Source organism: Streptomyces sp. NPDC058145 (assembly GCF_042884245.1).
Taxonomy (GTDB): domain Bacteria; phylum Actinomycetota; class Actinomycetes; order Streptomycetales; family Streptomycetaceae; genus Streptomyces.
In genome coordinates this window covers 195,759-207,944 of the sequence record NZ_JBHVUH010000004.1, presented here as the reverse complement: position 1 = coordinate 207,944, position 12,186 = coordinate 195,759, and the positions used below count along the sequence as shown (strand labels likewise).

Genomic DNA, 12,186 nt, shown 5'->3' with positions numbered 1-12,186 from the left:
GGGGGCCTGCCGCATCTGTGGACAACCCCGTGCGGGAGGATCGCGCACATGACAGCACTCGACCTCAGCAGCCCCGTGGCCGTCGTCGGCACCGGCACCATGGGCCAGGGCATCGCCCAGGTCGCGCTGGTGGCCGGCCACCCCGTGCGGCTCTACGACACCCTGCCCGGGCGGGCCCGGGAGGCGGCCGACGCGATCGGCGCCCGCCTCGACCGGCTCGTGGAGAAGGACCGGCTCACCGCCGCCGAGCGGGACGCGGCCCGTGCCCGGCTCACCCCCGCGGCGAGCCTGGCCGAGCTGGCCGACTGCGCGCTGGTCGTGGAGGCCGTCCTGGAGCGGCTGGAGGTCAAGCAGCGGCTCTTCGGCGAGCTGGAGGACGTCGTCTCCGAGGACTGCCTGCTCGCCACCAACACCTCGTCCCTGTCGGTGACGGCCATCGGCGGCGCCCTGCGCAGCCCCGGCCGCTTCCTGGGCCTGCACTTCTTCAACCCGGCTCCGCTGCTGCCGCTGGTCGAGGTCGTCTCCGGGTTCGCCACCGACGTCACGTCGGCCACGCGCGCGTACGAGACCGCGCGTGCCTGGGGTAAGACACCGGTGGCCTGCGCGGACACCCCCGGCTTCATCGTCAACCGCATCGCCCGGCCGTTCTACGCCGAGGCGTTCGCGGTGTACGAGGCCCAGGCCGCGGACCCCGCCACCATCGACGCCGTCCTGCGCGAGAGCGGCGGCTTCCGGATGGGCGCGTTCGAGCTGACCGACCTGATCGGGCAGGACGTCAACGAGTCCGTCACGCACTCGGTGTGGCAGTCCTTCTTCCAGGACGTCCGCTTCACGCCCTCCCTCGCCCAGCGCCGCCTCGTGGAGTCCGGCCGCCTCGGCCGCAAGGCGGGGCACGGCTGGTACGACCACGCCGAGGGCGCCGAGAGCCCCGAGCCGCACACCGCCGAGAAGCGGCAGCCGCCCGCCCACGTCACCGCCGAGGGCGGACTCGGCCCCGCGGCCGAACTGCTCACCCTGATCCGCGAGGCGGGTATCCCGGTCCGCGAGGAGGACGAGGACCACGGCACCCGCCTGGTGCTGCCGAGCGGCGGCCAGCTGGTGCTCGCCGACGGCCAGACGTCCGTGGAGTTCCGCGACGTCGTCTACTTCGACCTCGCGCTCGACTACCGCCGGGCCACCCGCATCGCCCTGTCCGCCTCCCAGGACACCTCGCCGGCGACCCTCGCCGAGGCCACCGGCCTCTTCCAGGCGCTCGGCAAGGACGTCAGCGTCATCGGTGACGTCCCCGGCATGATCGTCGCCCGCACGGTCGCCCGGATCGTGGACCTGGCCCATGACGCCGTCGCCAAGGGCGTGGCCACCGAGGAGGACATCGACACCGCGATGCGGTTGGGCGTCAACTACCCGCTGGGCCCCTTCGAGTGGAGCCGCAGGCTCGGCCACGGCTGGGCCTACGACCTCCTGGACGACCTGCACCTGCGCGACCCCTCCGGCCGGTACGCGCCGTCCCTGGCGCTCTACCGTCACGCGTACGCCACCGACAAGCGGGAGGGCACCCCATGACCACCGCCAAGCGCGACACGTACACCCCCGAGACGCTGCTCTCGGTCGCCGTGCAGGTCTTCAACGAGCGCGGTTACGACGGCACCTCCATGGAGCACCTGTCCAGGGCCGCCGGCATCTCCAAGTCCTCGATCTACCACCACGTCAGTGGCAAGGAGGAGCTGCTGCGGCGGGCCGTCAGCCGGGCGCTGGACGGGCTGTTCGGGATCCTCGAGGAGGAGCCCGCGCGCGCGGGGCGGTCCGCCGACCGGCTCGAGCACGTCGTACGGCGCATGGTCGAGGTGCTCATATCCGAGCTGCCGTACGTGACGCTGCTGCTGCGGGTGCGCGGCAACACCGAGACCGAGCGCTGGGCGCTGGAGCGGCGCCGCGACTTCGACCACCGGGTCGCCGATCTGCTGAAGGCCGCGGCCGCGGACGGGGACATACGCGGCGACGTGGAGGTGCGCCTGGCCACCCGTCTGGTCTTCGGAATGATCAACTCCATCGTGGAGTGGTACCGGCCCGACAGCCGGGGCGTCAGCGGCCGCGAGGTGGCCGACGCGGTGGTCCGGCTCGCCTTCTCGGGCATGCGGCAGGCCTGAGGCCGCCGGTCCGCCCCGGACTCGGGCCTCCGGCTCACCCGGGAGTCAGGCCTCCGGCTCCAGGTCCTCCTCCTCGAACACCAGCAGCGTGCGGCTGCTGAGCACCTCGGGGATCGCCTGGAGCCGGGTGAGCACCAGCTCGCGCAGCGCCCTGTTGTCGGGCGTGTGCACCAGGAGCAGGACGTCGAAGTCGCCGCCCACCAGGGCGATGTGCGAGGCACCGGGCAGCAGTCTGAGCTGCTCGCGGACCGTGCGCCAGGTGTTCTGGACGATCTTCAGCGTGATGTACGCCGAGGTGCCGTGCCCCGCCCGCTCGTGGTCCACGCGGGCGCTGAATCCCCTGATCACCCCGTCGTCGATCAGCCGGTTGATGCGCGCGTAGGCGTTGGCACGGGAGACATGGACGCGTTCGGCGACGGACCGTATGGAGGCGCGACCGTCCGCCTGCAGGATTTTCAGGATGTCCTGGTCGATCGCGTCCAACGGGCGGGGTGGCGAGGCGGCGCCGTCCTGCGGCCCGTCGGCCATTTGTTCAGCTGTCATGTCCCCCCGCTTCACCGTCGTGGACGTCCTGCATTCATTGCAGGTTGTGGAGAACCGTTTGTCCACAGCCTTCCGGGGCCTGTAGCCAAAATGTGCCGGCGACCGAACAATCGGTAGGTGAGGCGGGTCACAGCCGACACGCCTTCCGTAGCCGCTCCCACGAGGAGGTGCCGTCATGACGGTCATGGAGCAGCGGGGCGCGTACCGGCCATCGCCGCCGCCCGCCTGGCAGCCCCGTATGGACCCCGCGCCGCTGCTGCCCGACGCCGAGCCGTATCGCGTCCTGGGCACCGAGGCGGCCGCGAAGGCCGACCCGGATCTGCTGCGCCGGCTGTACGCACAGCTGGTGCGCGGCCGCCGGTACAACACCCAGGCCACCGCGCTGACCAAGCAGGGCCGCCTCGCCGTCTACCCGTCCAGCACCGGCCAGGAGGCCTGCGAGGTCGCCGCCGCCCTGGCCCTGGAGGAGCGCGACTGGCTGTTCCCCAGTTACCGCGACACCCTCGCCGTCGTCGCCCGGGGCGTGGACCCGGTCGAGGTGCTCACGCTGCTGCGCGGCGACTGGCACAACGGCTACGACCCCCAGGCCCACCGGGTGGCCCCTCTCAGCACCCCGCTGGCCACCCAGCTCCCGCACGCCGTCGGTCTCGCGCACGCCGCCCGCCTCAAGGGCGACGACGTGGTCGCGCTGGCCATGGTCGGCGACGGCGGCACCAGCGAGGGCGACTTCCACGAGGCCCTGAACTTCGCCGCCGTCTGGCAGGCGCCGGTGGTCTTCCTGGTGCAGAACAACGGCTTCGCCATCTCCGTCCCGCTCGCCAAGCAGACCGCGGCGCCCTCGCTGGCCCACAAGGCCGTCGGCTACGGCATGCCGGGCAGGCTGGTCGACGGCAACGACGCGGCCGCCGTGCACGCGGTCCTCAGCGACGCCGTACGGCAGGCGCGGGCGGGCGGCGGACCGACCCTGGTGGAGGCGGTGACGTACCGCATCGACGCGCACACCAACGCCGACGACGCCACCCGTTACCGCGGCGACTCCGAGGTCGAGGCCTGGCGGGCGCACGACCCGGTCCAGCTGCTGGAGCGGGAACTCACCGCGCGCGGCCTGCTCGACGACGCCGGCCTCGAGGCCGCCCGGCAGGACGCCGAGGAGATGGCCGCCGACCTGCGGGAACGCATGAACCAGGACCCCGAGCTCAACCCCATGGACCTCTTCGACCACGTCTACGCCGAGACCACCTCGCAGCTGCGCGAACAGCGCGCCCAACTGCGCGCCGAGCTCGAGGCCGAGCAGGACGACCAGGAAGGCGACCTTCGATGACCACCGTCGCCGTCAAGCCCGCCACCATGGCACAGGCCCTCACGCGCGCGATGCGCGACGCGATGGCCGCCGACTCCAGCGTGCACGTCCTGGGCGAGGACGTCGGCACCCTCGGCGGGGTCTTCCGGGTCACCGACGGGCTCGCCAAGGAGTTCGGCGAGGATCGCTGCACCGACACCCCGCTCGCCGAGGCGGGCATCCTCGGCACCGCCGTCGGCATGGCCATGTACGGCCTGCGCCCGGTGGTGGAGATGCAGTTCGACGCCTTCGCCTACCCGGCGTTCGAGCAGCTGATCAGCCATGTCTCCCGGATGCGCAACCGCACGCGCGGCAGGATGCCCCTGCCGATCACCGTCCGCGTGCCCTACGGCGGCGGCATCGGCGGCGTCGAGCACCACAGTGACTCCTCCGAGGCCTACTACATGGCCACTCCGGGTCTGCACGTCGTCACCCCGGCGACGGTCGCCGACGCCTACGGGCTGCTGCGCCGGGCCATCGCCTCCGACGACCCGGTCGTGTTCCTGGAGCCCAAGCGGCTGTACTGGTCGAAGGACTCCTGGAACCCCGAGCAGCCCACGGACGTGGAGCCCATCGGGCGCGCGGTGGTCCGGCGCCCCGGTACCAGCGCGACGCTCATCACCTACGGCCCGTCCGTGCCGGTCTGCCTGGAGGCCGCCGAGGCCGCCCGGGCGGAGGGCTGGGACCTCGAGGTCCTCGACCTGCGCTCCCTGGTGCCGTTCGACGACGAGACGGTCTGCGCGGCCGTGCGGCGCACCGGACGTGCCGTCGTCGTGCACGAGTCGACCGGGTTCGGCGGTCCGGGCGGCGAGATCGCGGCCCGCGTCACCGAGCGCTGCTTCCACCACCTGGAGGCCCCGGTGCTTCGGGTGGCCGGCTTCGACCTTCCCTATCCGCCGCCCATGCTGGAGCGGCACCACCTGCCCGGCGTCGACCGCATTCTGGACGCCGTGGCCCGCCTGCAGTGGGAGGCCGAGGGCTGATGGCACAGGTGCTGGAGTTCAAGCTGCCCGACCTCGGTGAGGGGCTCACCGAGGCGGAGATCGTCCGCTGGCTGGTGCGGGTCGGTGACGTCGTCGCCATCGACCAGCCGGTCGTGGAGGTCGAGACGGCCAAGGCGATGGTCGAGGTCCCCTGCCCCTACGGCGGCGTGGTCACCGCCCGCTTCGGCGAGGAGGGGACCGAACTGCCCGTCGGCGCACCGCTGCTGACGGTCGCGGTGGGCCCCGCGACGGCCGGCGAGGACGCCGGCTCGGGCAACGTCCTGGTCGGCTACGGCACCTCCGAGGCCCCGGCCCGGAGGCGCAGGGTGCGCGCGACCGGCGCGAACGGACACGTGAAGCAGGCCGTTCAGGCACCGCCCGCGCCCGCGCCCGCGCCCGCTTCCGGGATGGCGCCTGCCTCCGGTCCCGTGCCCGTCGAGGGCCCGGTACCCGTGATCTCCCCGCTGGTGCGCCGGCTCGCCCGGGACGGCGGCCTCGACCTGCGGGAGCTGTCCGGTTCGGGGCCCGAAGGGCTGATCCTGCGCGCCGACGTCGAGAACGCCCTGCGCGCCAAGGGCGCTCCCGCTCCCGTCACGGCGGAGCCCGCCGCCCGGGTCTCCCCGGCCGCGCCGGCCCGTGACGGACTCCGCACCCCCCTCAAGGGCATCCGCGGTGCCGTCGCGGACAAGCTCTCCCGCAGCCGCCGGGAGATCCCGGACGCCACCTGCTGGGTCGACGCCGACGCGACGGAACTGATGCGCGCGCGGGCCGCGATGAACGCCGCCGGAGGACCGAAGATCTCCCTCCTGGCGCTCCTCGCCCGCATCTGCACCGCCGCCCTCGCCCGTCACCCCGAGCTGAACTCCTACGTCGACACCGAGGCCCGTGAGGTCGTCCAACTCGAGCAGGTGCACGTCGGGTTCGCCGCGCAGACCGAACGCGGACTGGTCGTCCCGGTCGTGCGGGACGCCCACACGCGCGACGCCGAGTCGCTGACCGCGGAGTTCGCCCGGCTCACCGAGGCCGCCCGTACCGGCACGCTCACCCCCGGGGAGCTCACCGGCGGCACCTTCACGTTGAACAACTACGGCGTCTTCGGTGTCGACGGCTCCACCCCGATCATCAACCACCCCGAGGCGGCCATGCTCGGCGTGGGACGGATCGTCCCCAAGCCGTGGGTGCACGAGGGCGAACTGGCCGTGCGCCAGGTCGTGCAGCTCTCCCTGACCTTCGACCACCGGGTGTGCGACGGCGGCACGGCGGGCGGCTTCCTTCGGTACGTGGCGGACTGCGTGGAACAGCCGGCGGTGCTGCTGCGCACCCTGTGACCTACGCCGGGTCCATAAGGACGACCCGAGAGGACATACTCGGGGGGTGACCGAGAACGCCCCCGCCGCACCCGGGACCGCCGCGCCGTACGACGCCGTCGTGCTGGCCGGCGGTGCCGCCCGGCGGCTCGGCGGTGCCGACAAGCCCGCGGTGCGGGTCGGCGGCCGGGCGCTGCTCGACCGGGTGCTCACGGCCTGCGCCGGCGCGGCCACGACCGTCGTCGTCGCCGGCACCCGCCCCACCGCCCGCCCGGTGCGCTGGGCGCGTGAGGAACCGTCCGGCGGCGGCCCCGTCGCCGCGCTGGAGGCCGGGCTGCGGCTGACCACAGCCGAATACACCGCGGTGCTCTCCGCCGATCTGCCGTTCCTCGAAGCGGCCACGCTGGAGCGGCTGTTGGCGGCCCTGCGGGACACCGGCGCCGACGGCGCGCTGCTCACCGACGCCGAGGGCCGGGACCAGCCGCTCGTGGCCGCCTACCGCACCGCCGCGCTGCGCCGCGAACTGGCCGCCCTCGCCGCCGGGCACGGCGGCCTCACCGGGCTGCCCCTGCGCCGGCTGACCGGCGCCCTCGAGCTCACCCGCGTCCCGGACCCGCTCGCGTCCTTCGACTGCGACACCTGGGACGACATCGCCGACGCCAGGGCACGCATCAGGGAGCATGGGCACGTGTTGGATGAATGGATCTCCGCAGTCAAGGACGAGCTGGGCATCGACCTGGACGTCGACACCGGTCTTCTGCTCGACCTGGCCCGCGACGCCGCACACGGCGTGGCCCGGCCGGCCGCGCCGCTGACCACCTTCCTCGTCGGCTACGCCGCCGCCCGGGCCGAGGGCGGCCCCGAAGCCGTCGCCGAGGCTGCCCGCAAGGCCGCCGCGCTGGCGCTGCGCTGGGAGGAAGAGAGCAGCAGGGGCGATCAGGGCAGCGCCGGGGGCGCGCCCGCCCCGGACCCGCGATGACCCCCGGCACCCGGGCCGGAGCGCCCGCCGAGGACAGCGACGACCTCGATGTCGAGGAGGCCCTGGCCCTCGTGAGGGAACCCAAGGACGATGCCGCCCCCGCCGCTACCCCCGACGAGCGGCGGCACGAGCGGCACCAGGCCACCCCCTGGCCCCGGGCCCGGGAGATCGCCGCCCGCGCCGCCCGCTCGGGCAGCCGCCGCACCCCCGTCTCCGTCTCCCTCGCCGAGGTCCTCGGCCTGGTCCTCGCCGCCCCTCTTGACGCGCTCACCGACCTGCCCTCCTTCGACACCTCCGCGATGGACGGCTGGGCGGTCGCCGGACCCGGCCCCTGGACGGTGCGAGAACAGGGGGCGCTCGCCGGCCACGCGCTGCCCGAGCCGCTCACCGACGGCGAGGCGGTCCGCATCGCCACCGGCGCCCGTATCCCGGTCGACACCACCGCCGTACTGCGCACCGAACACGGCCGCACGGACGCCCAGGGGCGGCTGCACGCCACCCGCGAGATGCACCACGGCCAGGACATCCGCCCCCGCGGCCAGGAGTGCCGCAGCGGCGACCAACTGCTCCCGGTCGGCACCCTCGTCACCCCCGCCGTGCTGGGCCTGGCGGCGGCCGCCGGATACGACACCCTCACCGCCGTTGCCCGGCCCCGCGTCGAAGTCCTCGTCCTGGGGGATGAGTTGCTCACCGAGGGGCGCCCGCACGACGGACTGATCCGGGACGCGCTCGGCCCCATGCTGCCGCCCTGGCTGCGCGCGATGGGCGCCGATGTCATCGGCGTACGCCGGCTGGGGGACGACGCGAAGGCCCTGCACAAGGCGCTCACCGGCTCGCGGGCCGATCTCGTCGTCACCACCGGCGGAACCGCCGCCGGCCCCGTCGACCACGTCCACCCCACCCTGGAGCGCATGGGCGCCGAACTCCTCGTCGACGGAGTCAAGGTGCGCCCCGGCCACCCCATGCTGCTGGCTCGCACCAAGGAGAACCAGCACCTCGTCGGCCTGCCCGGCAACCCCCTCGCGGCCGTCTCAGGCCTGCTCACGCTCGCCGAGCCGCTGCTGCGCACCCTCGCCGCCCGTCCGGCCCCGGAGCCGTACACGCTGGCGCTCAGCGAGGCGGTGCACGGGCATCCGTACGACACCCGGCTCGTCCCCGTGGTGCTGCGCGGAGACCGTGCCGTGCCGTTGCACTACAACGGCCCGGCCATGCTGCGCGGGATCGCCGCCGCCGACGCGATGGCGGTCGTGCCGCCGGGCGGGGCACAGCAGGGGGAGGAGACGGAGCTGCTGGACCTGCCGTGGGCGGCAGCCGGGATCGGGGTGTGTTTCACGTGAAACTTCCGGGTCATGACGCCATCGCCCGCCGTGCGGACGAGCATCTGGTGGCCCAGCGGGTGCAGCTCCCGAGGGCGGTGGTGGAGCGGCCGATCCGCCAGGTGGTCAAACGCCTGCTCATGGCCCTGCTGGTGCTGGTCGCCACCGCGTTCGTCGTCTACGCCGATCGCGACGGCTACCACGACAACTCCGACGGCTCCGTGGACCTGCTGGACGCGTTCTACTACGCGACCGTCACCCTCTCGACCACCGGGTACGGCGACATCACCCCGGTCAGCGACGGCGCCCGGCTCACCAACATCTTCGTCATCACGCCCCTGCGGGTGCTGTTCCTGATCATCCTGGTCGGCACCACGCTGGAGGTCCTCACCGAACGCACCCGGGAGGAATGGCGCCTGAACCGCTGGAGGTCCACCTTGCGCGACCACACCGTCGTCATCGGCTACGGCACCAAGGGGCGGTCGGCGATCCAGACCGTCTGTGTCACAGGCCTGAAGGCAGAGCAGGTCGTCGTGGTCGACCCCAGCTCCAAGGCGGTCGACGCCGCGACGGCCGAGGGCTACGCGGGCGTCATAGGCGACGCCACCCGCAGTGATGTGCTCAGGCGGGCCGAGGTGCACAAGGCGCGGCAGATCATCATCGCCCCGCAGCGCGACGACACCGCCGTGCTGGTCACCCTGACCGCCAGACAGCTCAACCGGAGCGCGAAGATCGTGGCCGCGGTCCGTGAGGAGGAGAACGCCCCGCTGCTCAAGCAGTCGGGTGCCGACGCAGTCATCACCAGCTCCGGCGCGGCCGGCCGGCTGCTCGGCCTCTCCGTACTCAGCCCGGCCGCCGGCATGGTGATGGAGGACCTGATCCAGCAGGGCAGCGGTCTCGACATCATGGAACGGCCCGTGGTGCGGGCCGAGGTGGGCAAGAGCCCCCGCGATACGGACGACCTCGTGGTCAGCGTGGTACGCGGGCACCGGGTGCTCGGCTACGACGATCCGTCCATCGGCTCCCTGCAGCTGACGGACCGCCTGATCACCATCGTCCGCGTGAGCCCGGGCGCCCGGGTCACCCCGCATCACCGTCCGCTGCCGAGCGACTGAGCGGGCCTGTCCCGGGGAGCGCGCCGGCGAGGAGTAGCGTCACGGGCATGCATGCGATCACGATTCCCGAACCTGGTGGGCCCGAGGCGCTGGTGTGGGACGAGGTCCCCGACCCCGTGCCCGGCGAAGGCGAAGTTCTGGTCGAGGTGGTGGCCAGCGCCGTCAACCGTGCCGACATCATGCAGCGGCAGGGCTTCTACGACCCGCCGCCGGGCGCATCCCCGTACCCCGGCCTGGAGTGCTCCGGAAGGATCGCCGCACTGGGCCCCGGGGTCTCCGGCTGGGCCGTGGGCGACGAGGTCTGCGCGCTGCTCGCGGGCGGCGGCTACGCCCAGAAGGTCGCCGTGCCGGCCGGGCAGTTGCTGCCCGTGCCCGAGGGCGTCGAACTGAGGCAGGCGGCCGCGCTGCCCGAGGTGGTCTGCACCGTCTGGTCCAACGTCTTCATGGTCGCCCATCTGCGTCCGGCCGAGACCCTGCTGGTGCACGGCGGTTCCAGCGGTATCGGCACCATGGCCGTCCAGCTGGCCAAGGCCGTCGGAGCCAGGGTCGCGGTGACCGCCGGGACGAAGGAGAAACTGGACTACTGCGCCCAGCTGGGCGCGGACATCCTGATCAACTACCGCGACCAGGACTTCGTCGCCGAGATCAAGCAGGCCACGGGCGGCGCCGGCGCCGATGTCATCCTCGACAACATGGGCGCCAAGTACCTGAACCGCAATGTCCAGGCCCTCGCCGTCAACGGCCGGCTCGCGATCATCGGCATGCAGGGCGGGGTCAAGGGCGAGCTGAACATCGGTACGTTGCTGAGCAAGCGGGCCGCGATCAGCGCGACCTCGCTGCGGGCCCGTCCGCTGAGCGAGAAGACCGCGATCGTGGCCGCCGTACGCGAGCATGTGTGGCCGCTGCTGACCGCAGGGCACGTCCGTCCGGTCGTCGACCGTGAGCTGCCGATGCCGGAGGCGGCGGAGGCGCACCGGGTGGTGGAGGAGAGCGGCCACATCGGCAAGGTGCTGCTGGTCGCGCCGTAACCCGTACGGCCACAGCCGGGGCCCTGGCCCGTACGGCGGTGTCCGAACCGGTCGAGCCGGTCAGCTGCGGCGGATCCGCAGGCCCAGGAACGCCAGGCCCAGTCCGAGACCGACGAGGACCAGCCCGGTCCCCAGCGGCAGGATCTCCAGCGTCGGCTCGGCGGGGGCGGCGTCCCGCCGGACGTCGTTCTGTGCCGCGGTCTGCCGCGGGGGCCGGGCGGGATCCAGTCCCGCCTCCTCGGGCGGCATGGACGCCGTCGGGGTCCCGGCAGGGATGTCGGCGGTCTCCGGCTCCTGCGGATCGAAGGGGTCGGGACCCCTGGTGACCGTCCCGGAACCGTCGTCGCCCTCCTCCTCGGAGGCCGGCCCGTCCGGGCGGCCGGGGCGCATCCGGCCCTCACCGGCCCTGCTCCCGGCCCGCGACGGCTCGGCGGCCGGATCGGAGTGGGCGTGGGGGCGGGACGCGGAGTGCGAAGCGGCCGGGGAGGCGGAGACCAGGGCGGCCGGGGTGGCCGGCGTGGTGGGCCGGGCCGCGGGCGCGGACGGGTCCGGTGGCGCGGCCTGCGTGCCGTACGCGCGGGCCGCGCCGTACACCGGCACCGCCGCCACGAGGGCGAGCAGCAGTGGTACGAGGCGGAGTGTTAGTCGCAGCCATGGAGTCACGGCGGTGACCTCCCGGAGCCCAGTCGTCGAACATCGACGCAAGCCAGCCTCACATCATGGGGTACACCGGGCATTCCGGATTGGGCCGTCGGAGCTAAAGGGTGGATCTGCCCCATGAGGGGGCAGCAGGGTGATGAGGTGAGGGCGTGCGAGACAATGACGGCATGGAGATGCCGAGGAACGAACGGTCGCCGGAGAATCCCCAGATCCTGGTCGTGGGTCAGGACGGCATGGCGATCGGCGGCGGGGACGAGGACTCCCGTGAGACGCCGGTGACGGACCAGGTCGAACAGCCGGCCAAGGTGATGCGGATCGGCAGCATGATCAAGCAGCTGCTCGAAGAGGTCCGGGTGGCTCCCCTCGACGAGGCCAGCCGGGCCCGGCTCAAGGACATCCACCGCAGCTCGGTGAAGGAGCTCGAGGACGGCCTGGCGCCGGAGCTGGTCGAGGAGCTGGAACGGCTGTCGCTGCCGTTCACCGACGACACGACCCCGAGCGACGCGGAACTGCGTATCGCGCAGGCCCAGTTGGTGGGCTGGCTGGAGGGCCTGTTCCACGGCATCCAGACGACGCTGTTCGCCCAGCAGATGGCCGCGCGTGCCCAGCTGGAGCAGATGCGCCGGGCGCTGCCGCCGGGTGTGGGCCACGAGGGCGGTGACGACCCGCGTGCGGGCGGCCGTTCGGGCGGCCCGTACCTGTAGTCCGGCCGGGCGGTCCGAACCGTCCGAGAAGACAGAGGGCCCGGCGGTGTTCCGCCGGGCCCTTC

General features: G+C 73.2%; 12 protein-coding genes. 10 read left to right on the top strand and 2 right to left on the bottom strand.

Going from position 1 to position 12,186, the window contains the following annotated elements:
- The first annotated feature begins 48 nt into the window (after positions 1-48).
- Complete coding sequence (locus ACFVVO_RS10910; protein ID WP_390053700.1) at positions 49-1,563, top strand: 3-hydroxyacyl-CoA dehydrogenase; 1,515 nt, start codon at positions 49-51, stop codon at positions 1,561-1,563.
- Positions 1,560-2,147 (top strand): TetR/AcrR family transcriptional regulator, encoded by a 588-nt coding sequence (locus tag ACFVVO_RS10905; protein ID WP_390053698.1) that lies wholly within the window; start codon positions 1,560-1,562, stop codon positions 2,145-2,147. Before ACFVVO_RS10910 ends, ACFVVO_RS10905 begins: the two co-directional genes overlap by 4 nt.
- Before the next feature lie 45 nt (positions 2,148-2,192).
- Here ACFVVO_RS10905 and ACFVVO_RS10900 read toward each other — a convergent pair whose 3' ends face one another.
- Entirely contained in the window at positions 2,193-2,690 is a 498-nt protein-coding gene (locus ACFVVO_RS10900) for an Lrp/AsnC family transcriptional regulator (protein WP_390053696.1), read from the bottom strand.
- Between the two features lie 175 nt (positions 2,691-2,865).
- On the opposite strand from ACFVVO_RS10900, the gene pdhA reads away from it, so the two are divergent.
- Genes pdhA through ACFVVO_RS10865 form a run of 7 tightly spaced genes read left to right on the top strand, consistent with a single transcriptional unit; the run spans position 2,866 to position 10,757 of the window.
- The gene (gene pdhA / locus ACFVVO_RS10895; RefSeq protein WP_390053695.1) at positions 2,866-4,011 is read left to right on the top strand and encodes a pyruvate dehydrogenase (acetyl-transferring) E1 component subunit alpha; all 1,146 of its coding nucleotides are present in this window, start codon (positions 2,866-2,868) and stop codon (positions 4,009-4,011) included.
- Positions 4,008-5,012: an alpha-ketoacid dehydrogenase subunit beta gene (locus tag ACFVVO_RS10890; protein ID WP_390053693.1), complete on the top strand. Its 1,005-nt coding sequence runs from the start codon at positions 4,008-4,010 to the stop codon at positions 5,010-5,012. Before pdhA ends, ACFVVO_RS10890 begins: the two co-directional genes overlap by 4 nt.
- On the top strand, positions 5,012-6,340 hold the full coding sequence (locus ACFVVO_RS10885; RefSeq protein ID WP_390053692.1) for a dihydrolipoamide acetyltransferase family protein: 1,329 nt from the start codon (positions 5,012-5,014) through the stop codon (positions 6,338-6,340). Before ACFVVO_RS10890 ends, ACFVVO_RS10885 begins: the two co-directional genes overlap by 1 nt.
- 46 nt (positions 6,341-6,386) lie before the next feature.
- Positions 6,387-7,298: an NTP transferase domain-containing protein gene (locus ACFVVO_RS10880; protein WP_390053690.1), complete on the top strand. Its 912-nt coding sequence runs from the start codon at positions 6,387-6,389 to the stop codon at positions 7,296-7,298.
- Positions 7,295-8,635, top strand: a complete 1,341-nt coding sequence (locus ACFVVO_RS10875; RefSeq protein ID WP_390053688.1) for a molybdopterin molybdotransferase MoeA — start codon at positions 7,295-7,297, stop codon at positions 8,633-8,635. Before ACFVVO_RS10880 ends, ACFVVO_RS10875 begins: the two co-directional genes overlap by 4 nt.
- Positions 8,632-9,729, top strand: a complete 1,098-nt coding sequence (locus ACFVVO_RS10870; RefSeq protein ID WP_390053686.1) for a potassium channel family protein — start codon at positions 8,632-8,634, stop codon at positions 9,727-9,729. The genes ACFVVO_RS10875 and ACFVVO_RS10870 overlap by 4 nt, the downstream gene beginning before the upstream one ends.
- Positions 9,730-9,776: 47 nt before the next feature.
- Positions 9,777-10,757, top strand: a complete 981-nt coding sequence (locus ACFVVO_RS10865) for an NAD(P)H-quinone oxidoreductase (protein WP_390053685.1) — start codon at positions 9,777-9,779, stop codon at positions 10,755-10,757.
- Positions 10,758-10,817: 60 nt separating this feature from the next.
- On the opposite strand, the gene ACFVVO_RS10860 is transcribed toward ACFVVO_RS10865, so the two are convergent.
- Entirely contained in the window at positions 10,818-11,420 is a 603-nt protein-coding gene (locus ACFVVO_RS10860; RefSeq protein ID WP_390053684.1) for a hypothetical protein, read from the bottom strand.
- Between the two features lie 164 nt (positions 11,421-11,584).
- Here ACFVVO_RS10860 and ACFVVO_RS10855 point away from each other — a divergent pair, with 164 nt between their 5' ends.
- On the top strand, positions 11,585-12,121 hold the full coding sequence (locus ACFVVO_RS10855; protein WP_250400059.1) for a bacterial proteasome activator family protein: 537 nt from the start codon (positions 11,585-11,587) through the stop codon (positions 12,119-12,121).
- The last annotated feature ends 65 nt before the right edge of the window (positions 12,122-12,186 follow it).